Here is a 26,712-nt window from a genome sequence, read left to right on the forward strand (position 1 = left end):
GAAGGGTAGGTGGCGACCCGCGACGCCGTCGACGGGGCGGCAGATCACCCGTCGGTACGTGACCTGTGGCGGCGCGTCCGCCGCTACGCCGTGTCCCGCCGTACGATCGAGCGGGCCACCGAGCGCCGGCTGTCCGGTGACTGGGCCGGTGCCTGCGCCGCCGCCGACGTGGACGTCGGGATCGACCTCACCCGCGTGACCCGGCGGTACGGGGCGCGTTGCGCCGACCGTGTCGAGGACGACCTGCGGCATCTCGCGCCGGACCTGCTGCGCTGGCACCTGCCGCGCGGTGCGGACGGCCGGCTCGTCCCTGGCCGCCGGTACACCCTGGACCGGTGCGGGGCGGCGTTCCTGGTGGCGGAGACCGTTTCCGCGCAACGGATCCGCCTGGTACTCGCGGGCGCGGCCGGGCCGGCGCGCGACTCGTACCGGGGGCACCGGTACCGGTGGGACGCGCGGCGCGCGGACGAGCTGCGTACCCGGATCGGCGGGACGGCGCGGCGTGCACCGTTCTTCGACCCGACCGGTACGCCCGTGCCGCGGCCCGGTGCCGCGCACGACACCGCCGGCCGGTACGAGCGGGTCGCGCTCGCCGGGTCCACAGTGGACGCCTGGCTGTTGGCGGGGATTCCGTTGCGGCTGCGGCGTTCCCGGGCCACCCGGGGTGCGGCGGTGGCGCTCGCCCGGCTGCCCGTCGCGCCCGCCCGGCTGCTCGCGGAGACCCGCGGCCTGCTCGCCGCCGGGAGCGCCGGGCCCGGTCTCCACGACGCGCCGGCCGGTGGTGCGGGGCTGCCCGACCCGGGCGGTACGGCGGGGGAGGTCGACGGGTGGGTGCGGTTCCGGATCGGGAACGGGTGCGCGGTCGTGCTGTCGTCGGCGGGCCCGGCGTACGTGGTGGCGGCCGGCGCGGCGCCTCCCGTACCGGTGCTGCCGGACGTGGCGTGGCAGGCGTGTGTCGACCTGGATCTGGTGCGGCACGACGAGATCGGCCCGGACGAGCTGCATCCGCTGGTACGGGACGCGCTGTTCCCGGCGCGGCCGGGCGTCGCGTCGGGGCCGCCGGAGCCGCGCCGGCCCGGACCGGTACGGGTGCGGTGCACGGGCGGCGAGTCGCACGCGCTGGCCGTACGCGAGGGTCGGTTGGTGGCGCCGGCGCACCCGGCGGCCGAGCAGCGGCGGGAAAGGGTGCTGGCGCGGTTCGGTGGGCCGCTCGCGCCGTGCCTGGCGACGCTGGACGCGTGGGCGAGCGGTGCCGGACGCGTGCCGTACGAGCTGGCGCGGCAACGGTACGACGCGCTGGAACGGGTCCGGCACGGCGACACGGACACGCTGCTCTGGTTGCTGCGCAACGGATTGCCGGCCACGGTACGGCTCGCGGACGGTGGCACGCTGCTGCACGCGCTGCCCGAGCTGGACCACGGGGCGCTGCTGCCGGCACTGGTCGCGGCCGGGTTGTCGCCGGACGACACCGACCACGCCGGCCGGGATCCGGCCCAGCGCGCCGATCTCGCCGGTGACCCGGCGCTCGCCGCGCTGCTGCGTACGCCGACCGGCGACGTGCCGGCGCGCACCGATCCGCTGGCCCCACCGGACGGGGCGAACTTCCTGGACCTGCACCCGCAGTGGCGACACCGGACCCACCGGGGCCGTCGTCGACCGTGACCGGATCGGTTGCGTACCAACGAATGACAGTGACGAGAGATGGGGTGATGCGATGACCGTCGGTGCGCTGCGCGCCGCTGACGCGCTGATCGACCGGACCGCGGAGAGTACGACGGAGCCGGACGACGATCCGCAGGTCGAGGCGCTCGGCCTGGCCGTACTGGCGAACCTGCCGGTGTTGTTGTGGGGTGAGCCGGGGGTCGGCAAGTCGGCGACGCTGCGGGGGCTGGCCGACGGGCTCGGGGTACCGCTGGAGACGGTGATCGCCAGCGTGCACGAGCCGGCCGACTTCAGCGGACTTCCCGTACTGGGCGCCGATCCGGCCGCCGAGGGGGTGACGCTGGCGCCGCCGGACTGGGCCGTACGGATCGTGCGGTCCGGCGACGCGGTGCTGTTCTTCGACGAGCTGTCGACCGCGCCGCCGGCGGTACAGGCGGCGCTGCTGCGGGTGGTGCTGGAGCGGCAGGTGGGCGCGCTGAGGCTGCCGGCGCCGGTACGGATCGTGGCGGCGGCGAACCCGCCGGACAGTGCGGCCGACGGCTGGCAGCTCACCGCGCCGCTGGCGAACCGGTTCGTCCACCTCCAGTGGGCGCACCGACCGTCCACAGTGGTGCGTGGGCTGTCCGGTACCTGGCCGGCGGTGCGGGTGCCGGTGGTGGATGCTGCCCGGGTCGACGCCGCGGTGAGCCGGGCGCGTACCGCGGTGTGCGGGTTCCTGACCGCCCGGCCGGACCTGACGCACCGGCTGCCGTCGTTGGCGGACAAGCGATCCGGGCCGTGGCCGTCCCCGCGTACGTGGGAGATGGCGGTGCGGGTGCTGGCGGTGGCGCTGGCCACGGACGCCTCCCGGGAGGCGACCCTCGCCGTACTGGCGGGCACGGTCGGCGACGGCCCGACGCTGGAACTGCTGGCGTACCTGGAGACCATGGACCTGCCGGACCCGGAGGAGGTACTCGCCGACCCGGCGCGGTTCGTCCTGCCGGAGCGCGCGGACCGGCAGCTCGCGGTGCTGTCCGCGGTGGTCGCCGCGGTACGCCGGGAGCCGACCCGGCGCCGGTGGACGGCCGGCTGGCGGGTACTGGCGACCGCGATCGACGGCGGGGTACCGGACGTGGCGGCGCAGGCCGCGTTCGATCTCGCCGCGCTGCGCGAGCCGGACTGGCCGGTGCCGGACTGCGTCGACGCGTTCGCCGCGGTCCTGCACGCCGCGGGGATCGGTGCGGCGTGAGCGTTCCGCTGGACCGCGCGAAGCTGTTCGCCGCCCGGCTGCACGCCGCCGCGGCGCGGCCGTACCTGGCGACCGCGTTGTACGCGTTGACGGTCGTGCCGTCGGACGGGGTGCCGACGATGGGGGTGGACCGCTTCTGGCGCTGCTACGTCAGTCCGCACTACGTCGCCGCGCGTACCGTCGCGGAGCTGGCGGCGGTGTGGGTGCACGAGGTGAGCCACCTGCTGCGCGACCATCACGGGCGCGGCGGGCGGCTGCCCCCGGAGTACGCGCGGAATCCGTTGCGGCTCAACCTCGCCGCGGACTGCGAGATCAACGACGACCTCGTCGACGGCGACCTGGTACTCCCGGACGGCGCGGTGCTGCCGCGGCGGTACGGGCTCACCGACGGGAACCTGTTCGAGGAGTACGCGCGCCAGCTGCCGAGCGACGCGACGGTCGGCTGGTACGAGTGCGGGTCGGGCGCGCACGGGCGGCGCGCGCCGTGGGAGATCGGCGTACCGGGGGACGTGTCGCCGATGGAGGCGGCGGCGATCCGGCGGCGGACCGCCGTCGCGATCCGGGAGCACGGCGCGGGGCGGGGCCGCGGCGCGAGCGGCTGGCGGCGCTGGGCCGCGGACCAGCTGGAGTCCACTGTGGACTGGCGGCGGCTGCTGCGCGGTGCGGTACGCGGCGTGCTCGGCTCGGCCGGCGGCGCCGTCGACTACACGTACCGGCGGCCGTCGCGGCGCGCGTCGGCGCTGCCCGGCGTGCTGCTTCCCGCGCTGTACCAACCGATCCCGCGGGTGGCGGTGGTGGTGGACACGTCCGGTTCGGTGGCCGACGTGAGCCTCGGCGCCGCGCTCGCCGAGGTGACCGGCGTGCTGCGCGCGGTCGGTCTGCGCGGCGACCGCGTCACCGTACTGTCCTGCGACGGTGGCGCGTACGCCGCGCAGCGGGTGTCCACAGTGGACCAGATCGAGCTGTACGGCGGTGGCGGGACCGACCTGCGCGCCGGTCTCGCCGCCGCGGCCCGGCACCGGCCCGACGCCACCGTCGTGCTCACCGACGGGTACACGCCGTGGCCGGACCGGCAGCCGCCGTTCCGTACCGTGGTGGGGTTGTTGGTGCCGCGGGCCGCGTCGGACGCCGAGTCGCTGGCCGCCGCCGACCGCAGCCCGCCCGCCTGGGCCACGTCGGTCGTCCTCCCCGTCTGACCGTCCGCATCCCGGACCTTTCGCGTACGCGGGATGTGTTGTGGCGCAGGGGGATCCGAGTGTCGGTCGGTGGGGGTGGCGGGAGACACAGTGGCCCGGAGCCCGCGGCGGGTGGAGAATCCGGACATGGGCAAGACGTACGAGCGGATCGACGGGCGGCTGCGGACCTTCATCGAGACGCAGCCGATGTTCTTCACCGCCACGGCACCGCTGTCCGCCGACGGCACGGTGAACCTGTCGCCCAAGGGCCTCACCGGCTCGTTCGTGGTGCTCGACGAGCACACCGTGGCGTACCTGGACTTCGCCGGCAGCAACGCGGAGACCATCGCGCACCTGCGGGAGAACGGCCGGATCACGCTGATGTGGTGCGCCTTCCAGGGCCCGCCGAACATCGTCCGGGTGCACGGGCGCGGCGAGCCGGTCTTCCGGGACGATCCGCGGTTCGAGGAGCTGCTGACCCACTTTCCGGACATCGACCCGGATCCGCACGGGCTGCGCGCCGTCATCGTCGTGACCGCCGAGCTGATCCGCGACACCTGCGGCTACGCGGTCCCGTTCATGACGTACGACGAGGACCGTGACCTGCACCGGCGCCGCTTCGCCCGGGAGGACGACGAGTCGCTCTCGCGGTACTTCGAGAAGAAGGACGACATCGCCACCAGCATCGACGGCCTGCCCGGACTGCCGCTCCCGCTGCCGCCACGCGCACCGCACTGATCCTGGCGGTCCGTGGTCACCCGGGTCGGTTCGGGTGATCTGTCGGTACCGGTTGCTAGAACGGTGCCTGTGACTGACGAGGATGAGCTCGACGAGGCCGCGCGTACCGGACGGTGGACGCCCGGTCTGCTCGACAGGGTCGCCCCGGCGCAGGTGGTCGCGGCCGTACTGCGGTCCGGCGCCAGCTGGGCGGAGCTGCCGGGCGAGGTGGTCGCGCGGCTGAGCGTGGCGCACCGCTGGGACGCGGCGGCCCCGCACGAGCGCGGCACCCTGCTGGACCTGGCCCGCGTCCGCCACGGCGTACCGCCGCGGGGTGCCGGTGCGGGCGCGAGTTCCGGGCTGCGGTGGGCGGACCTGGCGAGGCGGCCCACGCACCTGACCGTGGCGACCGGGTGCGCCGGGTGGACCACGGCGGCGGTCCCGCTGCCCGACGGCCACTTCCTGCTGGCGTACCACGCGGAGCCGCGCGTGCTGCGGCTGTGGGATCCGGCGACCGCGACGGTGACCGCGACCATTCGTACCCGGGGGGCGGTGAACGCGTTCGCCGGGACCGTCGGACCGGACGGGGTGCCGCGCCTCGCCGTCGCCAGCGGCAAGGCCGTCCAGCTGTACGACCCGCGTACCGGGAAGGCGGTGGGCGGCCGGATCGCGGGGCACGACCGTAGGGTCCGGGCGATGTGCTGGGCGACGCTGCCGGACGGTCGGCTCGTGCTCGCCACCGGCGGCGAGGACAAGGCGGTCCGGCTGTGGACCGCCACCGGGACGCTCATCCACGAGCTGGTCCAGGGCGGGTGGAACAGCGGCGGGGCGGTGTCGGTCGTGCCGTGGCCGCAGCCGGACGGTGCGGTGCTGTTCGCGACGACGTGGGACGGGGCGCAGCACCGGCTCCGGATCGTCGACGCGTCCGGCGCGCTGGTCGGCGAGCGCGAGTGGGTGGTCGCCACCGCCGCCGTCCCCGCCGCCGGCCGTACGCTGCTGGCCACGGCCGGGTCGGGCTGCCAGGTCGAACTGTGGGAGCCGGGCGCGCGCACCCGGCTCGGCGAGTTCCGGGTCGACGCGACGCACGTGTCCGCGCTCGCCGCGCTGCCCCGGCCGGACGGTTCCACCGCCCTCGTCGTACCGGACGGTGACGACCTGCGGCTGTTCGACCCCGGCATCCCTGGTAAGAGCGGGGCCCGGCTGCTGACGCGCGGTGCGGACCTGCGGTCGGTGACCGCGCTGCCGGTGCCCGGCGGCCGTACGGTGCTCGCGATCGTCGACGACCACGACGCCCTGCGGCTCTGGGATCCCGACGTGACCGACCCGGCCGGGTTCGCGCCGGACGGGCGGGCGTTGCCGCGAATCACCGCCGTCGGGCTGCCCGACGGCCGGGTCCTCGCCGCGACCAGCGGCGACGACGGGCTGCTGCTGCGCGACGCGGACACCGGCGCGCCGGACGGGCCGCCGCTGCTGGCCCGCGACGACCGCCGCGGCCTCGTCTCCGCCGTACGCGTGGCGGACGGCCGCGAGCTGGTCGCCACCGACAGCCCGCACGGCTCCGTCGTACTCTTCGACCCGGTCACCCGCGAGCAGGTCGCCGCGACCCCGCCCGGCCACCGCGGCCCCGTCGGCACGCTCGCCGCCGGAGTACTGCCGGACGGGCGGGCGGCGTTGGTCAGTGGCGGCGAACACCTGCTGGCCTGGGACGCCGACGGGACACCGCGCGGTGCGGCCGTCCCGCGCAGCTTCACCGACCGGCTCTCGGCGTCCGCCTGGCTGCCGCTGCGCGACGGCCGCGTCGCCCTCGTCCTCGGTACGACGAGCTGGCGGGGCGACGGCGACCTGCACGTGTGGGATCCGGTGGGTCCGCAGCGGCTCGTCGACCCGGTGGACACCGGACGGGTCGCCGCGCTGACCACGGTGCCGCGCCCGGACGGCGGCGCGCTGCTGGCGGTCGCGGACCGCAAGACCGGGCTGTGGTGCTGGGATCCGGACGGCGCCGAGCTGCCCACGTTGCGCGCCGCCGACGTCGCCGCCCTGGCCGGTTTCGTACTCGACGGGCGGTCGCTGCTCGCCGCGGGCGGCCGGGACCGTACGGTCCAGGTCTTCGACGTGGCCACGGGGTCCACTGTGGACTGTGGGCCGATCGCCGCGCGGGGCAAGGTGACCGCGCTCGCCGCGCTGCCCCTCGCCGACGGGCGTACCGTGCTCGCGGTCGCCGGTGGCCGCACCATCGTGCTGTGGGACCTGGTGGCCCGCGCCGCCGTCGGCAAGGCGCTCACCGGCCACACCGACGCCGTGGCGGCGCTCGCCGCGGTACCCGGGCCTGACGGCGGGGTGTACCTGGCCAGTGCCGGCGCCGACCACACCGTACGGCTGTGGGACGCGGCAACCGGTGCGGCGGTGGGAAACCCCGGCACCGGGCACACCGACGCGGTGCGCGCGCTCGCCGCCGTGCCCCGCGACGCCGCCCCGCCGGTACTCGCCAGCGGCGGCGACGACGGCGCGGTGTGGCTGTGGGAAGCGACCGCCGACGGCCCGGTCGGGCGCCGCATCACCGGCTGCGACAGCGGCGGCTCCGAGACGATCGCCTCCGTACCGCTGCCCGGCGGGCGTGCCGCGCTGCTCTCCGCGTCCAGCGTGTACGGCCTCGGCAGCGTCTGGACGTGGGACACCGCCGACTGGTCCGGCGGCCCGCTGCTCGACGCCGGACACTGCGGACCCGTTGCCGTGGTGCCGATGCCGGACGGCCGCACGCTCGTCGCCACCCAGCGCCGCGAACACCTCTTCCAGCTGTACGACCCGGTCACCGGCCGCGCCGCCGGCCGTCCCCTGCCGCTGTCGTTCAACGAGGTGAGCGAGGTCGCCACCGTCCCCACCCCGGACGGCCCCCGGCTCGCCGTCGCTCTCCCCGACGGCGAGATCCGGCTGTACGACCCGGTTTCCGGCACCGCGGTCGGTGCGCCGCTGACCGGGCACACCCGCGCTGTCGTCGACCTCGCCGTGCCACGTACCGGGGACGGGACGGCGCTGCTCGCCTCCGCCGACCTCGGCGGCACCGTACGCGTCTGGGATCCGGTCGGCGGGCGCTGCCTGTCCACCCTGGCGCTCGACGCGCGCGTCTGGTCGCTCGCCGCGTACGGCACCCGGCTGCTCGTCGGCTGCACCGAAGGCTTCCTCGCCCTCGACCTGTACCCGCATCGCCACTGACACCCGCCGGCCGTACGTTGCGCCTGGCGCCGGGACCGCGTGGCCGAAACGGTTCGCCGGTCCCGGTGCCAGGCTGGCACGGCGCGTGGATTGCCGTGGTAGCAACGGTTTCCGCGGGTGGACGTGACGCCGGGACGCCGCGCGGGTCAGCGAGTGCGGGTCGATTGGTGACGTGCGGGTCAGCGGTGCGGGTCGATTGGTGACGTGCGGGATGTCGCGCGGATCAGCGGTGCGTGGTCGGTCGCCAGCGCCCGGTCGGTCAGCGCGTCCGCCGGCTCCATTGGCCGCCGCTCCGACCCGGCTCGCCGTGGATGCGTCCCGAACTCGTGGCGTGCCGGGGATGTCGCGGGGGGTCAGCGGGTGGCGGTGACGCGACGGATCGTGTCGAGGGTGATCGTGAGGAGCGGGTGCGTCTCGGCGCCGCGGCGGTGCGCGGCGAACACCCGGCGGGTCGGCGGCGTGCCGGCGACGGGCCGTACGACGGCGCCCTCGACGCCGACCAGCGCGGACCGGGGCACCAGCGCGACGCCCGCGCCGGCCGCGGCGAGCGCCACGACCGCGCGGAAGTCGTCCGAGGCGTGCCGTACCCGGGCCGTGAACCCGGCGTACTCGCAGGCCAGCGAGACGACGTCGTGGCACGGGTTGCCCGGCGACGGGCTGATCCAGTCGTCGGCGGCGAGGTCGTGCAGGGCGACCTCGGTGTGCTTGGCGAGCCAGTGGTTCGCCGGGAGTACGGCGTCGAAGGGCTCGGCGTACAGCGGGATGCGGCACAGCCGCGGGTCGTCCGCCGGCGGCGCCCCCCGGTACTCGACCGCCACGGCCAGGTCGATGTCGCCGTCCAGCAACAGGCTGAGGCTGGCGTCGCCTTCGGCGTCGCGTACCCGGACGTCGATCTCCGGGTGGGTCTCGGCCAGCTCGGCGATCACCGGGGCGAGCACGCCCGCGATCGCGGTGGCGAACGAACCGACCGTGATCGTGCCGGCCGCGCCGGCGGCGTGCGCGGCGAGCGCCGACTCCGCCTGCTCGACCTGCGCGAGGACGGCGGTGGCGTGCTCGGCGAGGATCACGCCGGCCGCGGTGAGCCGCACCCGCCGGCCGCGCCGGGTCAGCAGCGCGTGCCCGGCCTCCGCCTCCAGCGCGGCGAGCTGCTGGCTCACTGCGCTGGGCGTCAGGTAGAGCGCGTGCGCGGCGGCGGTCACCGTGCCGTGGTCGGCGAGCGCCCGCAGCACCCGCAGCCGCCGAGGATCGATCACCCGCCCATCATCACACAGCGTCCGGTCGTCACTCCTTCTCCCATTCACCGGTGAAGGGGTTCTGCCCGATCTGGGCGGAGCAGATGTTGTACCCGCCGGACGCGTGCCCCGTGGCGATCACGTCGCCGTCGACCGAGATCTGGCAGGTGATGTCGCCGCCGCCCTGTAGCTGGGCGTTGACGTAGTAGTACATGGTGTCGCCGGAGTCGTCGGCGGCGAGAGTGGCGTTCCACGGTACGTCGGCGCCCCCCTGCCGGTCGTCACTGTCGGACCCGTACGTGATGTCGGCGCCCTGGCTCGTCGATCCGGTGACGGTGAACGTGACCGAGGAGGTCGACGGGCTCGGCGACTCGGTGGGAGCGGGCGGCGGCGGTGCCGGCGTGGTGGCCGGCGGGCTCTCGGGCGCCGCGCTGGTGGGCGACGGCGACGGGGGAGCCGGCCGCGCGCTGCTGGGCCGGGGTTTCGCACGGGGCGCCGCCCCGCGTGTGGGCGGGTGGTGCGACTCGCCGCCGGTGGTGTGCCCGGACGAGGTCGCGGGGGACGCGACCCCGGCGACCTGGTGCGGCTGGGTACCACCGCCGAAGACGCTGGCCAGCACGATGATGAGGACGAGGAACCCCACCAGCGAGCCGAGGACGATCAGGACGACGTTGCGGACCCGGTGACGTCGCGGCGGTGGCACCGGGGGCGGGCCGCCGTACGGCGTGCTGGGAGGCGGTTGGGCCATGGGGATCCCCTCCTCTGCCGGCACTGGCACCTACGCCAGCAGCGTCCGGCGGGGGAGCCGGATCCTCCATCCGTTGTCGGGGTTCTCTGCCGGGCCGATCGGTGCCGCGACGCCACGGGCGGGCCACGTACGTCGGCGTTGGTTCGTCCGCCGCCGGTACCGGAGGGTGCGGGGTGGACCGATCGGTCGGCGGGCGGCGCCGAACTCTCCCGCCGCCCTCGGACGGAGGGCGGAGCGCCGGGCGCGACGACCGCCGGCTCAGGTGGTTTTGTGGGACTTGTCGAGCCAGCCGGCGAGCTGGGTCATGGTGGCGGCGAGGTGCACGTAGTCCATGTTCTGGGAGTTCCAGGGGTGGATCTGGCCGGCCTTCGCGGCGGGCAGCGCGGCGAACGTGGGCTGCTTGAGCAGGTCGTCGGAGCCCATCGCGCGGGCGGAGTTGAGCCACACGTCGACGTTCCGGTACCGGTCGACCTGCTCCCAGGTGGCCGTCTGCCAGTAGTACGCGGAGCCGCCGGGGTCGGGGAGGGTGACGCCGAGCTTGGCGTAGTAGGAGAGGGCGGGGTCGTCGGCGGGGCGTACCAGGTAGAGGCCCTTGTCGGCGTAGGCGGCCTCGGCCATGACGCGCAGCCCGGAGCGACCGGCGGCGGCGAGCTTCCGCCCGGCCGCGTCGAACTCCTTCTTGTACCCGTCGAGCCGCGCCCGCGGTACGCCGAGCGCGAGGGCGAGGTCGTTGACGCGGCCGGCGACGGTGTCGGCGGTGCCCCACATGGTGATCGCGACGATGGGCGCGATCCTGCGTACCTTGTCCTCCTGGGTCTTGTCGGCGAAGCCGTACAGGGCCTGCTTGGTGTCGACGGTTCCCTTGCGGTCCACCGGATACGCGTTGGTGACGACGAGTTCGGGGCGGGCGGCGGCGAGCGCCTCCAGGTCGATCTCGCCGTACGTGCGGCCGACCTCCTTGACCGTGCTCAGGTCCCGCCCGGCGAACGACGAGTCGTCCTTCATCGCCATGTACCCGAAGGCCGCGGCGGGCGCGATCCCGTACGCCCACAGGGAGGAGACGACGTCGGTGAGGCCGGCGATGCGCGTCGGGCGCTTCGGGAGCGTCACCGTCGTGCCGAGATCGTCGGTGAACGACCACTTCCCGCCGCCGGACGACGCGGTGGTACCGCCGCAGGCGGCGAGCAGTGCGGCGGCGCCGGCTCCGACGGCACCGGCGAGTACGGTTCGGCGACTGGTCATGACTCTCCTTGCGGGACAGGGGTTTCGGGGCCGGGTCAGGAACCCGTGGGGCGCGGCACGACGAGCGGTCCGCCGGTGTGCGGGTCGGCGAGTACGGTGGCGCGCAGCCCGAACACCTCCTCGATCCGTTGCGGTGTCAGTACTTCCGCGGGTGGGCCCTGGTGGTGGATGCGCCCGTCGCGGACGAGCACCAGGTGCCCGGCGTACCGGGCGGCGAGGTTCAGGTCGTGCAGCACCATGACGACGGTGCGGCCGTGCTCGGCGTGCAGCGCGGCGACGAGGTCGAGTACCTCGATCTGGTGTGCCAGGTCGAGGTAGGTGGTGGGCTCGTCGAGCAGCAGCAGGTCGGTCTGTTGCGCCAGTACCATGGCGATCCAGGCGCGTTGGCGCTGCCCGCCGGACAGTTCGTCGACGGCGCGGTCGGCGGAGTCGGTGAGGCCGACGGCGTCGAGCGCGTGCGCGACCGCGGCGGCGTCCTCGCTGCCGAACTGGCGCAGCCACGACAGGTGCGGGTTGCGGCCGCGGGCGACGAGGTCGCGGACGGTCATTCCGCCGGGTGCGGTGGGGGTCTGGGGCAGCAGGCCGAGCCGGCGGGCGACCTGCCGGGTGGGGGTGTGGTCGATGCGCCGGCCGTCGAGCACGACGCGGCCGTGGTCGGGCCGCAGCAGCCGCCCGAGCGTACGCAGCAGGGTGGACTTGCCGCACCCGTTGGGGCCGACCACCGCGGTGACCTGGTTGTCCACAATGGACAGATCGAGGTCGTGCAGCACGGCGCGCTCGCCGTACGAGACGGTCAGGTGTTCCGCGGCCAGGCTCATCCCACTCTCCTTTCCCTGAGCAGCAACCAGATCAGGTACGGTGCGCCGATCGCGGCGGTGCCCAGGCCCACCGGTACCTCCCAGGTCCAGAGCAGCCGGCCGACGAGGTCCGCGCCGCCGACGAGCAGCGCCCCACCGCACGCGGACGCGGCGAGCGGGGGTCGGGTCGTGCCGGCGAGGCGGCGCAGGACCTGCGGTACCACCAGGCCGACGAAGCCGATCGCGCCGGCCGCCGCCACCGCCGCCGCGGTCAGCCCGACCGCGACCGCCGCGGTGGCCAGCGCCGTGGCGCGCACCCGTACGCCGAGCGTGGCGGCCACGTCGTCGCCCAGCTCCACAATGGACAGTGGTCGGCCGAGCAGCAGCGCGGTCGGCGCCAGTACGGCGAACGAGACGGCCAGCGGTACGGCCTGGTCCCAGCCGCGGGACGACACCGAGCCGGCCAGCCACACCGAGGCGCGCGCCGCGTCGTTCACCTTCGCCACGACCAGCAGCCAGCTCGTCAGCGCGGTCACCGCGGTCGCCAGCCCGACGCCGACGAGTACCAGCCGGCCGGGGGCGAGGCCGCCGCGCCAGGACAGCCCGACGACCAGCGCCGCCGCGGCGAGCCCGCCGATCGTCGCCGCCGCCGGTACGCCCAGGCGCAGCAGCCCGGCGCTCACCTCGTACGTGCCGCCGCCGAGCACGATCGCGGCCACCGCGCCGAGCGCCGCGCCCGACGTGACCCCGAGTACGTCGGGGGAGGCGAGCGGGTTGCGCACGACGGTCTGGGTGAGGGCGCCGGCCAGCGCCAGCGCGGCACCGGCCAGCAGCCCGACCACCACCCGCGGCGCGCGCAGTTCGAGCACCACCAGGCGGGTACCGGCGTCGCCGCCGCCGACCAGCGCGCGCAGGACGTCCGTCGGGGCGAGCGGGAAGTCGCCGACGGACAGCGCCAGCACGCCCACCACGAGCGCCGCCACGAGTACCGTGACCGTCACCGCCACGGCGCGCGCGTCCACAGCGCCACCGCCCGGCGCGACGCCGGGCCCCGTGGCACCACCAGGCCGCGGGCTCACACCGCCACCGTCCGGCGCGGCGCCCCACCCCGTGGCGCCACCAGGCCGCGGGGTCACAGGGCCACCGTCCGGCGGCGGCGTACCACGGTGACGAAGACGGGGGCGCCGACGATCGCGACGCCGACCCCGACCTGGAGCTCGCCGGGTACCAGCCGGCCGGCGACGTCGGCGGCCACCAGCAGGCAGGCGCCGAGCAGCGCGGACACCGGCACCACCCACCGGTACGGGATGCCGACGAGGCGGCGGGCGAGGTGCGGGACGACCAGGCCCAGGAACCCGATCGGGCCGGCCGCGGCGGTCGCGGCGCCGGTCAGCAGGGTGACCGCGGCCAGCCCGGCGCAGCGGGAGAGTGCCGACCGCTGGCCGAGCCCGCGGGCGGTGTCGGTGCCGAGCCCGAGCAGGTCCATCGACCGCGCGTCGAGCAGTGCCAGTACCAGGCCCGCGGCGACGAACGGCGCGACCCGCAGCGTCACCGACAGGTCCCGCCCGGCAAGTGAACCCACCACCCACCGCCGGTACGTGTCGAGCGTCGGCTGGTCGGACAGCACCAGGAACGACGTGACCGTGGCGAGCAGCGCGGAGACGGCGACGCCGGCCAGCGCCAGCGGTACCGGGTTGCCGGTGCCGCGGCCGGCGACGGCGAGGACGAGGGCGGTGGCGAGCGCGGAGCCGGCGAGCGCGTACCAGACCTGGCCGGCGGGGTCGCGTACGCCGAGGACGACCATGGCGAGGACGACGGCGAGGCAGGCGCCGGCGGTGACGCCGAACAGACCGGGATCGGCGAGCGGGTTGCGGGTGTGGCCCTGCATCACCGCGCCGGCCGCGCCGAGCGCCAGCCCGACCACGAGTCCGGCGGCGGTACGCGGGATCCGGACACCGCGGACGATCGTGGCCGCGTCGCCCCCGCCCCCGGTACGCAACGCGTGCCACACCACGTCGGGCGCCAGGTACGCGCTGCCGACGGCGAGGCTGACCGCCGCCAGCACGACGAGCGCGCCGACGAGTACGGCCAGCACGGTCCAGCGCCGCCCACTCCCCATGGCGACGAAGGTTAGCCTAACCTACTATGAGACCTCCATCGGGTCACCTCGATGTGTGATCCTCCGCGGCGCCCTCAGCCCGCCGTGTCCAGCTCGCTGCGCGCGTCGACGAACGCCGCCACCGCCCGCTTCACGTCGTCCGTACTGTGCGCCGCGGACAGCTGCACCCGGATCCGCGCCTTCCCGCGCGGTACCACCGGGAACGAGAAGCCGATGACGTAGATGCCGCGCGCCAGCAGCAGATCGGCCAGCCGGGCGGCGCGCGCCGCGTCGCCGATCATCACCGGCACGATCGGATGGTCGCCCGGCAGGATGTCGAACCCGGCCGCCGCCATCTCGGTACGGAACAGGGACGTGTTGGCGCGCAAGCGATCCCGCAGGTCGCCCGACGACTCCAGCAGGTCGAGCACGGCCAGCGACGCGGCCACGATCGACGGCGCCACCGAGTTCGAGAACAGGTACGGCCGGGACCGCTGGCGCAGCAGCTCCACGATCTCGGCGCGGGCCGACACGTACCCACCGGAGGCGCCGCCGAGCGCCTTGCCGAGCGTGCCGGTGACGATGTCGACCCGGTCGGTGACCCCGTGCAGCTCCGGCGTACCCCGACCGCGCGGGCCGACGAAGCCGACCGCGTGCGAGTCGTCCACCATCACGAGCGCGTCGTACGCGTCGGCCAGGTCGCAGATGTCGGCGAGCGGCGCGACGTAGCCGTCCATGGAGAAGACGCCGTCGGTGACGATCAGCCGGTACCGCGCGTCGGCGGAGTCCTTGAGCTGCTGCTCCAGGTCCGCCATGTCGCGGTTCCTGTACCGCAGCCGCCGCGCCTTGCACAGCCGTACGCCGTCGATGATGCTCGCGTGGTTCAGCTCGTCGGAGATGACCGCGTCCTGATCGGACAGCAGCGTCTCGAACACGCCGCCGTTCGCGTCGAAGCACGAGCTGTACAGGATCGTGTCGGCGGTGCCGAGGAACTCCGACAGCCGCGCCTCCAACCGCTTGTGCAGGTCCTGCGTACCGCAGATGAACCGGACCGACGCCATGCCGAAGCCGCGCTCGTCCAGCGCCTGCTTGGCCGCGGCGACCAGCGCCGGATGGTCGGCCAGGCCCAGGTAGTTGTTCGCGCAGAAGTTCACCACGTGCGAGCCGTCGGCGACGGTGATCCCCGCGTCCTGCGGGCTGGTGATCACCCGCTCGTCCTTGTACAGCCCGTCCGCCCGGATCTGCGCCAGCGTCGCCCGCAGGCCCTCCGCCATCCTGTCGTACATCGGCACCTCTCAGCGCGTCTCGCGGGTCCAGTCCAACACGATCTTGCCGCAGTTGCCCTGCCTGGCCTCGGCGAACGCCTCCGCGTACTGCGTGTACCCGTAGCGGCCGGTGATCACCGGTGTCAGGTCGAGGCCCTGTTCGAGCAGTACGGACATCTGGTACCAGGTCTCGAACATCTCCCGGCCGTAGATGCCCTTGATGGTGAGCATGTGCGTGACGACCTTGTTCCAGTCGACCGCGATGTCGGTGGACGGCAGGCCCAGCATGGCGATCCGGCCGCCGTGGTTCATGTTCGTGATCATGTCGCGCAGCGCGGACGGCTGACCGGACATCTCCAGCCCGACGTCGAAGCCCTCCCGCATGCCGAGTACGTCCTGGGCGTCGGCGACCGGCATCGTCGAGACGTTCACGGCCAGGCTCACGCCGACCTTCTCCGCCAACCGCAGCCGGTACTCGCTCACGTCGGTGATCACGACGTGCCGCGCGCCGGCGTGCCGTACGACGGCGGCGGCCATGATGCCGATCGGGCCGGCACCCGTGATGAGCACGTCCTCGCCGAACACCTCGAACGCCATCGCCGTGTGCACCGCGTTGCCGAACGGGTCGAAGATCGCCGCCACGTCCAGGTCGACCGGCTGGTCGGCGGCCCGGCCGTGCACCCACACGTTGCTCTCCGGCAGCGCCAGGTACTCGGCGAACGCGCCGTCGCGCTGCACGCCCAGCCCGACCGTACGGATGCAGAGGTGGCGGCGGCCGGCGCGGCAGTTCCGGCAGCGGCCGCAGACCAGGTGGCCCTCGCCGGACACCAGGTCACCGACCGCGACCGTGCTCACCGACGGGCCGACATCGACGACCTCGCCGACGAACTCGTGCCCCACCGTCAGCGGCGGCGTGATCGACTTCTTCGCCCAGTCGTCCCAGGCCTCGATGTGCAGGTCGGTCCCGCACAGCCCGGTACGCAGGACACGGATCAGGACATCGGTCGGCCCGACCGTCGGGAGGTCCACCTCGGTGAGCCGCAGCCCCGCCTCGGACCCGGCTTTGACCAGCGCTTTCACCACCACAGGGTGCGTCGTCGCGGACGCGCTGTCCATCGAAGTTTCCTGAATTCGTTTGTAAGGAGACCTGCACAGCGGCCCGGTCCGGACGTTTCACGGACCGGTGGGCGCTTCGCCCGTTACCGTGCGGGACGGGGGTGCCGCGATGGCGAAGCGTACGGTGGCGGACCAGTTCGTGCAGATCCTCGCGCGGGCCGGCGTACAGCGGGTGTTCGGTGTGGTCGGCGACAGCCTCAACCCGGTCGTCGACGCGATCCGGCGTACGGCGGGGATCGACTGGGCGCAGGTACGCAACGAGGAGGCCGGCGCGTTCGCCGCGGGGGCGGAGGCGCAGGTGTCCGGGCGGCTCGCCGCGTGCGCCGGCAGCTGCGGCCCCGGCAACCTGCACCTCATCAACGGCCTGTACGACGCGCACCGCAGCCACGCCCCGGTACTGGCGCTGGCCTCGCACATCCCGTCCAGCCAGATCGGCACCGGGTACTTCCAGGAGACGCACCCGGACCGGCTGTTCATCGGGTGCAGCCACTACTGCGAGATGATCTCGCATCCGGCGCAGATGCCGCGCACGCTCCAGATCGCCATCCAGCACGCGGTCGGCCGCCGCGGCGTCGCGGTCGTGTCGCTGCCCGGGGACGTGGCCGCCCAGGAGGCGCCGACCGGCACGTACCAGCACGCGCTGGTCACCGAGCGGCCGCACGTCCGGCCGTCGGACGCCGATCTCGACGCGTTCGCGGCGCTGCTGAACGGGGCGCGCCGGGTGACGCTGTTCTGCGGCAGCGGCTGCGCCGACGCCCACGAGGAGGTACTCGCGCTCGCGGAGGCGGTGGCCGCGCCGGTCGGGCACGCGTTGCGCGGCAAGGAATGGATCCAGTGGGGCAACCCGTACGACGTGGGCATGTCCGGGCTGCTCGGCTACGGCGCCTGCTACGACGCGATGCACGGCTGCGACCTGCTCGTCCTGCTGGGCACCGACTTCCCGTACGACGCGTTCATGCCGACGGGCGTGCGGATCGTGCAGGTCGACGTCGCCGCCGAACACCTCGGCCGACGGTCCACATTGGACCTGGGAGTCTGGGGCGACGTCGGCGAGACGATCCGCGCGCTGCTGCCGAGGCTGGCACGCAGGTCCGACCGGACCTTCCTCAACCGGATGCTGCGCCGGCACGCCGACCTGCTGTCCACAGTGGTCGGTTCGTACACCACGAACGTGGCGACGCACCGGCCCATCCACCCCGAGTACGTGGCGGACCAGCTCGACGACGTGGCCGCCGACGACGCGGTGTTCACCGTGGACACCGGGATGTGCAACGTGTGGGCCGCGCGGTACCTGACACCGAACGGAAAGCGCCGCATCATCGGCTCGTTCTCGCACGGCTCCATGGCCAACGCGCTGCCGCAGGCGATCGGAGTACAGCTGCTCGACCGGGGGCGGCAGGTCGTGTCGATGTCCGGCGACGGCGGCTTCGCCATGCTGATGGGCGACTTCCTGACCCTCCTCCAGTACGAGCTGCCGGTGAAGGTGGTGCTGTTCGACAATTCGTCGCTCGGCATGGTGGAACTGGAGATGATGGTCTCCGGCCTCCCCGCGCACGGTACCGCCAACCACAACCCCGACTTCGCCGCGATCGCCCGCGCGGCCGGCGCGTACGGCGTCCGCGTCACCGAACCGGCCGACGTACGCGACGCGCTGCGCGAGGCGCTCGACACGCCCGGCCCCGCGCTCGTCGACGTCGTCACCGACCCGAACGCGCTGTCACTGCCACCGAAGATCACCGGCGAGCAGGTCAGCGGCTTCGCCCTGTCGATGTCCCGCACCGTACTCACCGGCGGCGTCGGCAAGGCCCTGAAGATGGCCCGCAGCAACCTCCGCAACATCCCCAAACCCTGACGCCGCAACGGTTCCCGCCGGATCGCAGGCAGTGGGGCGGACACGGCGGAGGCCCGCCGCGACGAACGCGACGGGCCTCCGGAGTCGGTGCTCCGTCAGCGGTCGTTCCGGTCGATCCAGCTCGCGATCGTGTCGATCCGCGACGTGGTCTCCGCCCCGGTGTGCGGGCAGCCCGGCCCGTCACTCTCGACACTCACCAGCACCGGACCCGTTGCGGTACGCCGGAAGTACGGCGCGCCCGAGTCGTACGAGCAGGCGCTGGTGTCCGACGACGGCTTCGCACCCTCGACCAGCACGGTGTACTGCGTGCGCTTGGTCACCGTGACGTCGCCGTACTGCATGTGCGTGGCCGGGGCGCCGTCCGCGGACGTCGCGCCCCACCCCGCCAGCCGCAGCGTCGCACCGGTCACCGGTGCCGTGCGGGCCAACCGGATCGGCGTGATGTCCGTGACCGGGGACGCCAGTTTCGCTAAAGCGACGTCACTGTTCGGGTACTGCCGGACGTCCACCACGTCGAGGACGTGGCCGCCCTTGTCGGCGAGGTCCACCTTCCCCAGCGTCGCCGTCGTCTTCTTGTACTGCGGCGGGCCGCTCACCGGCTTCTTGTTCACGTCGTGGAAGCAGTGCGCCGCGGTCACCACCCACTGCCTGCTCACCAGCGCACCGGAACACGCGCTGTCGTAGGTGGTGCCGTCCGGCTTCGGGATCCCGGTCATCGTGAACTTCACCGCGAACGGGTACGCCCCGGCCGGAGCCGGGTTGCCGTGCGCGACGTTCGGCGTGACCGTCCCGGACAGCGATGCCGGCTGGGCAACCGCGGGAGCCGCGGCAACCCCGGCCGCGAGCACACCCGCGGCGAGCGCCAGTGCACGACCCGTCCTCTTTCGTGCCTTCCCCAAGACATTCCCTTCGAGTCGTCTGGGCTGTACGGATAACGCTCACTTCATAGCAGATGCGTACCCGCGTCCCGGCGGGCCTCGACGGCGTACTTGGCCTGCTTCAGGCTGGCGCCGGTCATCTCCCGGTACACCTTGATGGCCTGGATCAGCCTGTCCTGGGCGATCAACGCGTCCACCTCGGCGAGCCGCTCGTCGGCCACCGCCGCCGGGCCCGGCGGCAGCCCGACCATGAGGCGTTCCACCGAATCCTTGGCTTCCTTGAGGCCGACGTGGGTCAGGTCGCGGTAGAGCTTGATGGCCTGGATCTTGCGGTCGGTCCGGGCGAGCCGCACCACTTCCGCCATGCCGTCGCCCGAGGGTTCGGGTCGCGGCGCCTCGACCGGCGGGAGCCCGACCATGAGGCGTTCGACGGAATCCTTGGCCTCCTTGAGGCCGACGTGGGTCAGGTCGCGGTAGAGCTTGATGGCCTGGATCTTGCGGTCGGTCCGGGCCAGCCGTACCACCTCCGCCATGCCGTCGCCCGACGTGTCCACGACCGGTGCTCTCTCCGCGGGCGGCGCCGGCCGGATCGACTGGGGCGACGCGTTCTCCCGGCGGCGGGCCGCGACGCTCAGCGCCAGTACGACGAGGAGCACGACCACGACGGCGGCGGCGATCATGGTGAACGTCATGGCCGCGAGCCTAACGACGCCGTTCCATGAGGGCGAGCGCGCTCGCGGGGAACACCAGCACCGACAGCACCGCGGCACCCACCAGCGCGCTGGCCACCGGTACCGGCATGTGGTGCGTGGCAACGCCGTCGTCGGTGATGGTGACGACCAGCGGAAGCGCGGTGGCGCACAACAGCGTCACCGGCACCGCCGGTACGTCCAGGCCCGCGCGGCGTACCAGGATCGTGCTGGGCAGGCCGCGCAGTACCAGGAACAGGCCGACGAACAGCAGCATCAGCAACGGCGGCCCGATGCCGGCGAACAGCGCGTGCAGGTCGAACCGCGCGCCGGTCGCGACGAAGAAGATCGGGATGGCGAACCCGAACCCGATCCCCTGGTACCGGCCGATCAGCCGTTCGAGATGCTCGTCCGGCACGTCGTGCGCGCCGACCACCTGCGAGACGATCATGCCCGCGGCGAACGCGCCGAGCAGCACGTCCAGCCCGAACGCGTTGGCCAGCGCGACGAGCGCGAGCAGCAGCAACAACGACATCCGTACGGCGAGCTGCCCGCTGGAGGCCATCGTCGCGCGCGTGACCCGGATGACGAGTGCCGGCTGCCAGCGGCGTACGAGGACGATCGCGGCGAGTACCACGAGGACGAAGACGTTGAGCAGCAACACTGTCGTCAGCCGGCGGTGCGTGGTGTTCAACGCCAGCGCGATCACCACGATCGGCACGAACTCGCCGACCGCGCCGCACGCCATCGTCACCCGCCCCAGCGCGCTGTCCATGTGCCCCGCGTCCTGCAACACCGGCAGCAGCGCGCCCAGCGCCGTCGTCGACAACGCCAGCGCCAGGTACAGCGGGGCGGTGTGCAGGCCGGCCGCCGCGGCACCGAACCCCACGAGCAGCGCGCCGGCCATGCCGATCAGCCAACCGAACCCCGCGGCCCGCAACGGCGGACCCTTGATCCGCCCCAGGTCCACCTCCAGCCCCGCCATGAAGAACAGGAACGCCACACCGAACTGACTGAACCCGCTCACCAACCGGTCCACCGCCAGCAGGTGCAGCACCTGCGGACCGACCACGATGCCCAGCAGTACCTCCAGCACGGCGACCGGTACCACGATCCGCGGTATCGCCGCGGCGACGAGCGGTGCCGCCACCGCCACGGCCGCCGCCACCAGCAGGTTCGTCAGGTTCATCCGCCCTCCCTGGGCGGAGCCTAGGCACCCGTTCGGGGGTACCGCGGCGAAACGGGCGGATCACCCGGCGGCCGCACGACCCGGGCGCGCCGGTGGTGGGGCTGCCCGTCAGGTGGTCGGTGCGAGCTGCGGATCGTCGTGGCGTACCCGTGGTCGGGACGGGACGACCCGGGTTCCGGTGACCAGGTCGTGCAACGCCGCACGGTCCCTGCGTACGAGCGTCACGACGACGGTCAGCCCGACCAGCGCGTACGTGGCGCTGAGCGGTAGCCAGGCCAGCGCCGGAGACACCAGCGTGTCCGCGCCGCCGTTGGTGAGCAGGGGGACGACGCCGAGGTGCGCGAGCTGCCAGGGCGCGAGCTTCACCGCGTTGCGGACCGCGATGCGTGCCGCGCCGGCCCGGCGCCCGCCGGGGCCGACGACGTGCAGACCCGCCCGCCGCTTCCCCCACGTGGCGCCGGCGCGGGACTCCGTGACCGTCAGGTAGAGCCAGACCGGCAGGACGGACGCCGCGAACGCGACGAGGTCCGCACGGCCGCCCCACAGCCGTACGCCGGCGAGCGACAGCGGAACGAACACGGCGGCGAGGACGGCGAGCCAGCCCAGCATGACGCAGTAGTCGAGGAGCGCGGCGAGCAGGCGGCGTTTCACCGCACCATCCTCGCGCGAGCCCGAAGGGTGTCGCGTCGCGCGCCCCGGCAGGGACGAACCGGTGCCGGTGCCGACCGGACCGGCGGGTGTGCCGGCCGCCGTGACGTGGCCGATTCCCTTGTGCCGCAACGCGCTGCGGTCACCAGCCGACGCTCCACTTCGTCGCCGGGTACGCGTACACCTCGGTCCTGGCCACGTCGACGTCGTGCGGCGGCCCGTATTTGACCCGCACGCTCTGCTCCGACCAGCCCGGCGGGTACGTCAACTCGCCGACGAGCGCGACGTCGGAGCCGCCGCCGACGATGCGTCCTTTCTTGTCGCGGAAGACCATCGTGGCGGCCGGCTTCGTCAACAGCGTCGGGTACGTCGACGTCACGCGGAACGACACCGTCAGGTCCCCGCGGTCGTTCCGGTACGAGCCGACCCCGCGGGATCCCCAGTACGGCACGGATTCGCCCTTGCCGGTCCAGGCGGTGGAGACGTGGTCGACCGTCAACGGAGCACGCGTCGGGTACCTCGTCGACGCCGGCCACCAGCGCACCGCCGCGACCCGCACCCTGAACCGTGCGACCGTGGACGCCGTGAGGTACGCGGCGTCGCCGGTGCCGGCGCGCTGGCCCGGCGGGACCGCCGTCAGTGTCGCCGTGCGGTAGAAGCCCTCCGCCGAGATCTCCTTTCCGTTGCGGTCCAGGAAACTCAGCGCGAGCGTCACCGCCGCGGTCGCCGTACGGCTCGTGTTCGTCACGACGACACCCCAGTCGGCCTGCGGTTCGCCGGCCACGTCCCGGACGTTCTCGTACCCGGACTCGGTGACCCGCACGGTGCCGCGGTCGGGAGCCGTCGGCAGCGGCGACGGCGCCGCCGAGAAGAGCGGCCTCGACGGGGTCGGCGCCGGCGTGGCCGACCCCGGATCCGCCGACGCGTGCTTGACCACCAGCAGCACGGTCAACGTGAGGATCGTCGCCACCAGCAGCCCGGAGGCCACGAGGTGCCGGATGCGCGCGGCGGGTGCGGACGGAGTGTCGGTCATGCGCGGCTCCTGGTCGTCGTTCGGTGGAACGCTAGCGGATCCGTGCAATGCCAACCGTTTGACGGCCCGTCCTAAGATCCCCCGCATCGCCGACGAACGCGGGAGAACACGCATGGACGGACCACCCTCGTACGACGCGGCTCCCGGCAGCCCGCCGTACCCCGTGCCGCCCGGCGCCGACGGAGGCGTGCGACCGCGCGCGCGACGCATCCGCTGGCTCGTCTGGTACGGGTCGGCGGGCGTCGTCGTCCTGGTGCTCGCGACCCTGCTGATCTGGCCCAACCAGCCCGATCCGGCCGAGCAGCGCGTCCTCGACTTCCTGGCGGCCGTACTGCGCGGCGACGTCACCCGCGCCACGGCGATGGTCACCGACGGGTCCGCCGCCGGCTCCGGAATCCGCGCGGACGACCCGGCGCTGCTCCGCCCCACCCTGCGCGGCCAGCGGTGGCACGTCGCGTCGGTACGGCTGGCCGACGCGATGAACGACTACACGACCGACGTCACCGTCGTCGCCACCATCGAGATTCCCGGCGGGCACCGGGTGTCGTGGCCGTTCGAGCTGGAGCGGGCCGGCGACGGATTCCCCTGGACCATCACGGATCCCTTCGTACACCTGGGATTCGGCGCGTTCCCCCTGTCGTACGTGGTGGTCAACGGTCAGCGCAACCAGCACGCGGACCCCCACGACGCGCGCGGCTACCTGCTCTTCCCCGGCGTGTACCGGTTCTTCGACGCGCTGCCCGCCGGGGTCACCGGTTCCACGACGGCGTTCCCGCTGATGCCCGGGACGTACATCGTGGCGCCGGGCGACCGGGCCGAGGCCGACGGGCAGAACCTCACGGTGCCGCCCCTGACCCTGACCCCGACGGGGCAGCGGCACGCGCAGACCGCCGTGGACACGTACCTCGACGGCTGCGCCAAGCACCGAGCGCTGGTGACGCCGGGCTGCCCGTTCGGCGCGGAGTACGTTCCGGAGCCGGGCCATCCCGACTACATCCTCATGGACGACGAGCTGAAGTCCGTGACGTGGTCCGTACGGCGGCACGCCGTCGTCACCGTCCAGCCCCAGGGCGACGAGTTCGTGGTGGTCGACCGGCGGCCCGGCCTGCTGAAGCTGACCGTCACCGGCACCGACGAGGACTCCGGCTACACCGGCACCGCGTCGATGACCTGCCCCACCCGCAACACGGTGCTGCGCCTGGACATCACGCCGTCCGGCACGTTCCGCGTGTACCCGGAGGGCGGCCGGGACGGCACCGAACACCTCGACAGGGATCCGATCGCCTGGAGGTCCTGCTGACCCCGGCCGCGCCCCCGCGGCGGCGGATCCGGACGCTCGTGGCCGTGCCGCGTGTGGTCGGCGAGTCGGTGGTCGCCGGGACGCCGCAGCGCGTGGCTTGTTTGTCGGGTCGGGAGGAGTCCCGAGCGAACAGGAGAGAATGCCCGAGGCACGCCCGTTCCGTGACGAAGAGGACGCACGATGCAGGACTGGACGCCCCCCGATCCTGACCCCGATCCCCGACCCCCGCGCGACTCCGTTCCACCGAGCCCGGACGTACCCGGGTCGGCCGCCGGCCAGCCCGTCGACCGTCCGAGCCCGACGGCGGCCGACGCTCCGCGGCCCGGCGAGTCGACAGCGGCCGACCCTGCGCACCCCGGAGTGCCGACTCCGATGGCGGCTGACGCTCCGCGGTCCGGGGAGTCGACACCCACGGCGGCCGACTCGCCGCTCTCGGCACTGCCGCCCGTGGTGGCCGGTGCACCGCATTCCCTGACCGCGTCGGGAGAGCCGGCCCCTGACGTACCGGAATCCGCGGCCACTCCCGATCCCTCGACCGTGCCGGATCGGCCAGTCCCCGAGCCGGCCGCGTCCGGCGGTGCAGTACCTGATGCGTCCGGGGCCGGCGACGCAACCCGCGATTCTGTCGTACCGGGCGAGGAACCCGACGTTCCGTGGGCCGTGCCGGACCAGGCGCCCGCAGGGCCATCGGCAGCGCCCCAGCCGGCCGCGGCCGTTCCGCGGGCCGTGCCGGGTCAGGTCGTGCCGAGCCAGATCGAGCCGGGAGAGGCGGCCGCAGGTCCGGTCGGGTCGGGCGACGGAACGGCCGTTCCGTGGGCCGTGCCGGGGCAGGCCGCGCCCCTGAGTTCCGTGCCGGGTCAGCCGGTCAGCGATCCGGGCCCGACGGTACGGCCGGCCGCGCCCGAAAGCCCCGGCTGGTCGCCGCAATCCCTTGGTACGACCCAGTTCGGCGCCCCGCCCCCGTACGGCGGGTCACCGCAGTACGGTGCACCGGAGTCGACGTGGGCAGCACAACCCCCAGCACAACCACCCGGCGCGCATTCACCCGGCCGGTACCCCCTTGGCCAGCAACCGGATGGCCAGCAACTCCCCGGCGCGCAGCCACCCGGCGAGCAGGCGCCCGGGGCCGGGACGGTGCCTGGATGGCCGGCGCCGCAACCGAAGCCGGTACGGAAACCGTGGCCGAAGGCGAAGGACTGGGCGCGGTACCACGATCCGTTGGCGGTCGCGCTGGCGAACGCGTCGCTGCTGGGCGCCGGGTACGTGCTGCTGCGGCGACGTGGCCTGGCCGTACTGACGGATCTGGTGACGGTCCTGCTGGTGATCCTGCTCGTGACCGCGTTCCGTACGGTGTGGTTCGAGGTGCTGGTCGGGGTGTGGTGGGCGGCGCTGGTCGCGCACGGCTGGTACCTGGCGGGTGGTCGTACGCTGCGGTTCGCGGTGCGCCGGCAGCGCCTGACCGCGCTGTACTTCCTGGTGCCGGTGCTGTTGACGGCGGCGTTCCTGCGGTTCGACGCGACGACGATCGACGGTGCGCTGGCCGACGCGCGGCAGGCGGGCAGCTGTGCGCAGGCGCGCGCCGCGCTGTCCCGGATCTGGTTCGGCGACCGGGTGGCGGACGCGCCGATGACGGTACGCGGTGACCGTACTGCCCTTGCGTGCCAACGGTTGTCGGCCGCGGGCGCGCAGCTGGACCGGACGCTCGCGAGCGGTGACACGGCCGCGCTGCGGTCCGGGTTCGCGGGGCTGGGCGGGGTGCTCGCGGACCTGCCGGGGCACGGCCGGATGGTGGGCAGGGTGCTGGACGGGTTCCTCGCCGGCCTGCCGACCGACAACGCCTGCCACACCGCGGCCATCACCGACTGGCTGCGGGCGCGGCGCCCGGACCACACCGCGCTGGACCGCGCTTCCGCTGTCGTACCAAGGGTTGCGCCGTCGGCGCTGCTCGGGTGCGCCGACGGGCTGATGTCGACGGAGGACTGGGCGCGGGCGCGGAGCCGGTACCGGCAGTTCGCCGATCAGTACCCGGATGATGCGCGGGTGGACCGGGCGAGGAAGGGGATCACGAAGGCGACGCTGGCGATCGAGCTGGCGAACGTGCGGAGCCTGCTGTCGGGTGGCACCGGAACCCAGCCGCAGTACTGTTCCAGTCCGGCGAAGTACTCGGGTGCGGCGCCGTACCGGCGGGGCACGAACCGCGCGATGTTCTTCGGCAACGACGAGTACACGGACCGGCTGCCGCGGTCGTGGAAGGTGGACGATCCGGCGAAGGCGGTGCTGATCGTCTGCGCCGGCACGACGACGTTCGGTTCGGCCGTGCGGACCTGCCCGTACACCAGCGCGTCGCATCCGGACTTCCCGGTCGACGTGACCTTCCACAAGATCGCGATCCCGGTGAAGGCGTACGAGCTGCGGACCGGTCGGCTGGTCGTGAACCGGAAGGTGCAGATCAGTGGATCGAGCTGCCCGCAGACCATCCACTACACCAGCTACGGCTACGACATCGGCCCGCCGTCGCAGTACGTGGATCCGTCGACGTCGGACGTCCGCTCGGCGTTCCGTTCGCTGGTGGTGCGCTGAGCCGGCGGCCGGTCGGCCGGGGCCGCCTCGCCGACCGGCCAGCCGCCGGGACG

21 protein-coding genes are annotated in these 26,712 nt (G+C 73.8%); 8 read left to right on the forward strand and 13 right to left on the reverse strand.

Translation table 11 applies throughout. The features are described from left to right. Positions 1-9: 9 nt before the first annotated feature. The 5 genes from Aru02nite_RS21760 to Aru02nite_RS21780 all read left to right on the forward strand — a co-directional run bounded on the left by Aru02nite_RS21760 (position 10) and on the right by Aru02nite_RS21780 (position 7,992). Positions 10-1,662, forward strand: a complete 1,653-nt coding sequence (locus Aru02nite_RS21760; protein ID WP_203660587.1) for a hypothetical protein — start codon at positions 10-12, stop codon at positions 1,660-1,662. 52 nt (positions 1,663-1,714) lie between these two features. Then, positions 1,715-2,890 (forward strand): AAA family ATPase, encoded by a 1,176-nt coding sequence (locus Aru02nite_RS21765; protein ID WP_203660589.1) that lies wholly within the window; start codon positions 1,715-1,717, stop codon positions 2,888-2,890. After that, positions 2,887-4,086, forward strand: coding sequence for a vWA domain-containing protein (locus Aru02nite_RS21770; protein ID WP_203660591.1), 1,200 nt, complete (start codon positions 2,887-2,889; stop codon positions 4,084-4,086). Before Aru02nite_RS21765 ends, Aru02nite_RS21770 begins: the two co-directional genes overlap by 4 nt. 126 nt (positions 4,087-4,212) lie before the next feature. Further along, a complete protein-coding gene (locus Aru02nite_RS21775; RefSeq protein ID WP_203660593.1) occupies positions 4,213-4,803 on the forward strand; it encodes a pyridoxamine 5'-phosphate oxidase family protein in 591 nt (196 codons plus the stop codon). 69 nt (positions 4,804-4,872) lie between these two features. Beyond that, positions 4,873-7,992: a WD40 repeat domain-containing protein gene (locus Aru02nite_RS21780; RefSeq protein ID WP_203660595.1), complete on the forward strand. Its 3,120-nt coding sequence runs from the start codon at positions 4,873-4,875 to the stop codon at positions 7,990-7,992. A 353-nt stretch (positions 7,993-8,345) separates the two neighbouring features. Here the strand turns inward: Aru02nite_RS21780 and Aru02nite_RS21785 are convergent, their stop codons facing one another. The 8 genes from Aru02nite_RS21785 to tdh form a co-directional block, all read right to left on the reverse strand. After that, the gene (locus tag Aru02nite_RS21785) at positions 8,346-9,245 is read right to left on the reverse strand and encodes a LysR family transcriptional regulator (protein ID WP_203660597.1); all 900 of its coding nucleotides are present in this window, start codon (positions 9,243-9,245) and stop codon (positions 8,346-8,348) included. A gap of 28 nt (positions 9,246-9,273) precedes the next feature. Further along, on the reverse strand, positions 9,274-9,972 hold the full coding sequence (locus tag Aru02nite_RS21790; protein WP_203660599.1) for a hypothetical protein: 699 nt from the start codon (positions 9,970-9,972) through the stop codon (positions 9,274-9,276). A gap of 258 nt (positions 9,973-10,230) precedes the next feature. Beyond that, on the reverse strand, positions 10,231-11,214 hold the full coding sequence (locus Aru02nite_RS21795; protein ID WP_203660601.1) for an ABC transporter substrate-binding protein: 984 nt from the start codon (positions 11,212-11,214) through the stop codon (positions 10,231-10,233). 35 nt (positions 11,215-11,249) lie between these two features. Then, positions 11,250-12,032, reverse strand: coding sequence for an ABC transporter ATP-binding protein (locus Aru02nite_RS21800; protein ID WP_203660603.1), 783 nt, complete (start codon positions 12,030-12,032; stop codon positions 11,250-11,252). Then, positions 12,029-13,033 carry a FecCD family ABC transporter permease gene (locus Aru02nite_RS21805; RefSeq protein WP_239076859.1) on the reverse strand — a complete coding sequence of 335 codons (1,005 nt, stop codon included), beginning with the start codon at positions 13,031-13,033 and terminating at the stop codon, positions 12,029-12,031. The genes Aru02nite_RS21800 and Aru02nite_RS21805 overlap by 4 nt, the downstream gene beginning before the upstream one ends. 110 nt (positions 13,034-13,143) lie before the next feature. Further along, complete coding sequence (locus tag Aru02nite_RS21810) at positions 13,144-14,130, reverse strand: FecCD family ABC transporter permease (RefSeq protein ID WP_203660608.1); 987 nt, start codon at positions 14,128-14,130, stop codon at positions 13,144-13,146. Positions 14,131-14,204: 74 nt separating this feature from the next. Beyond that, entirely contained in the window at positions 14,205-15,395 is a 1,191-nt protein-coding gene (locus Aru02nite_RS21815) for a glycine C-acetyltransferase (protein WP_203660610.1), read from the reverse strand. 9 nt (positions 15,396-15,404) lie between these two features. After that, positions 15,405-16,454, reverse strand: a complete 1,050-nt coding sequence (tdh, locus tag Aru02nite_RS21820; RefSeq protein WP_203660612.1) for an L-threonine 3-dehydrogenase — start codon at positions 16,452-16,454, stop codon at positions 15,405-15,407. A 145-nt stretch (positions 16,455-16,599) separates the two neighbouring features. Here tdh and Aru02nite_RS21825 point away from each other — a divergent pair, with 145 nt between their 5' ends. Beyond that, positions 16,600-18,342, forward strand: coding sequence for a pyruvate dehydrogenase (locus Aru02nite_RS21825; RefSeq protein WP_203660614.1), 1,743 nt, complete (start codon positions 16,600-16,602; stop codon positions 18,340-18,342). 95 nt (positions 18,343-18,437) lie between these two features. Here the strand turns inward: Aru02nite_RS21825 and Aru02nite_RS21830 are convergent, their stop codons facing one another. The 5 genes from Aru02nite_RS21830 to Aru02nite_RS21850 form a co-directional block, all read right to left on the reverse strand. Continuing rightward, on the reverse strand, positions 18,438-19,190 hold the full coding sequence (locus Aru02nite_RS21830) for a S1 family peptidase (protein WP_275408688.1): 753 nt from the start codon (positions 19,188-19,190) through the stop codon (positions 18,438-18,440). Between the two features lie 95 nt (positions 19,191-19,285). Beyond that, positions 19,286-19,912, reverse strand: a complete 627-nt coding sequence (locus Aru02nite_RS21835) for a ribosomal protein L7/L12 (protein ID WP_203660616.1) — start codon at positions 19,910-19,912, stop codon at positions 19,286-19,288. 10 nt (positions 19,913-19,922) lie between these two features. Next, on the reverse strand, positions 19,923-21,098 hold the full coding sequence (locus Aru02nite_RS21840) for a cation:proton antiporter (RefSeq protein ID WP_203660618.1): 1,176 nt from the start codon (positions 21,096-21,098) through the stop codon (positions 19,923-19,925). 108 nt (positions 21,099-21,206) lie between these two features. Then, positions 21,207-21,749, reverse strand: a complete 543-nt coding sequence (locus Aru02nite_RS21845; protein ID WP_203660620.1) for an RDD family protein — start codon at positions 21,747-21,749, stop codon at positions 21,207-21,209. Positions 21,750-21,888: 139 nt separating this feature from the next. Then, positions 21,889-22,779 (reverse strand): hypothetical protein, encoded by an 891-nt coding sequence (locus tag Aru02nite_RS21850; RefSeq protein ID WP_203660622.1) that lies wholly within the window; start codon positions 22,777-22,779, stop codon positions 21,889-21,891. A gap of 112 nt (positions 22,780-22,891) precedes the next feature. Between Aru02nite_RS21850 and Aru02nite_RS21855 the strand changes: the two genes are divergently transcribed. After that, positions 22,892-24,079 (forward strand): hypothetical protein, encoded by a 1,188-nt coding sequence (locus Aru02nite_RS21855; protein WP_203660624.1) that lies wholly within the window; start codon positions 22,892-22,894, stop codon positions 24,077-24,079. A 1,134-nt stretch (positions 24,080-25,213) separates the two neighbouring features. Beyond that, positions 25,214-26,659, forward strand: a complete 1,446-nt coding sequence (locus Aru02nite_RS21860; RefSeq protein WP_203660626.1) for a tetratricopeptide repeat protein — start codon at positions 25,214-25,216, stop codon at positions 26,657-26,659. Positions 26,660-26,712 lie beyond the last annotated feature (53 nt).

This window comes from Actinocatenispora rupis, from assembly GCF_016861975.1.
GTDB lineage: Bacteria > Actinomycetota > Actinomycetes > Mycobacteriales > Micromonosporaceae > Actinocatenispora > Actinocatenispora rupis.

Bases quoted from the DNA above. Each gene is read 5' to 3' on its own strand.
- Aru02nite_RS21800 (WP_203660603.1), bottom strand. From the start codon at position 12,032: ATGAGCCTGGCCGCGGAACACCTGACCGTCTCGTACGGCGAGCGCGCC.
- Aru02nite_RS21795 (WP_203660601.1), bottom strand. From the start codon at position 11,214: ATGACCAGTCGCCGAACCGTACTCGCCGGTGCCGTCGGAGCCGGCGCC.
- Aru02nite_RS21775 (WP_203660593.1), top strand. From the start codon at position 4,213: ATGGGCAAGACGTACGAGCGGATCGACGGGCGGCTGCGGACCTTCATC.
- Aru02nite_RS21825 (WP_203660614.1), top strand. From the start codon at position 16,600: ATGGCGAAGCGTACGGTGGCGGACCAGTTCGTGCAGATCCTCGCGCGG.
- Aru02nite_RS21815 (WP_203660610.1), bottom strand. From the start codon at position 15,395: ATGTACGACAGGATGGCGGAGGGCCTGCGGGCGACGCTGGCGCAGATC.
- Aru02nite_RS21850 (WP_203660622.1), bottom strand. From the start codon at position 22,779: ATGACCGACACTCCGTCCGCACCCGCCGCGCGCATCCGGCACCTCGTG.
- Aru02nite_RS21790 (WP_203660599.1), bottom strand. From the start codon at position 9,972: ATGGCCCAACCGCCTCCCAGCACGCCGTACGGCGGCCCGCCCCCGGTG.
- Aru02nite_RS21765 (WP_203660589.1), top strand. From the start codon at position 1,715: ATGACCGTCGGTGCGCTGCGCGCCGCTGACGCGCTGATCGACCGGACC.
- Aru02nite_RS21855 (WP_203660624.1), top strand. From the start codon at position 22,892: ATGGACGGACCACCCTCGTACGACGCGGCTCCCGGCAGCCCGCCGTAC.
- Aru02nite_RS21835 (WP_203660616.1), bottom strand. From the start codon at position 19,912: ATGACGTTCACCATGATCGCCGCCGCCGTCGTGGTCGTGCTCCTCGTC.
- Aru02nite_RS21810 (WP_203660608.1), bottom strand. From the start codon at position 14,130: ATGGGGAGTGGGCGGCGCTGGACCGTGCTGGCCGTACTCGTCGGCGCG.
- Aru02nite_RS21840 (WP_203660618.1), bottom strand. From the start codon at position 21,098: ATGAACCTGACGAACCTGCTGGTGGCGGCGGCCGTGGCGGTGGCGGCA.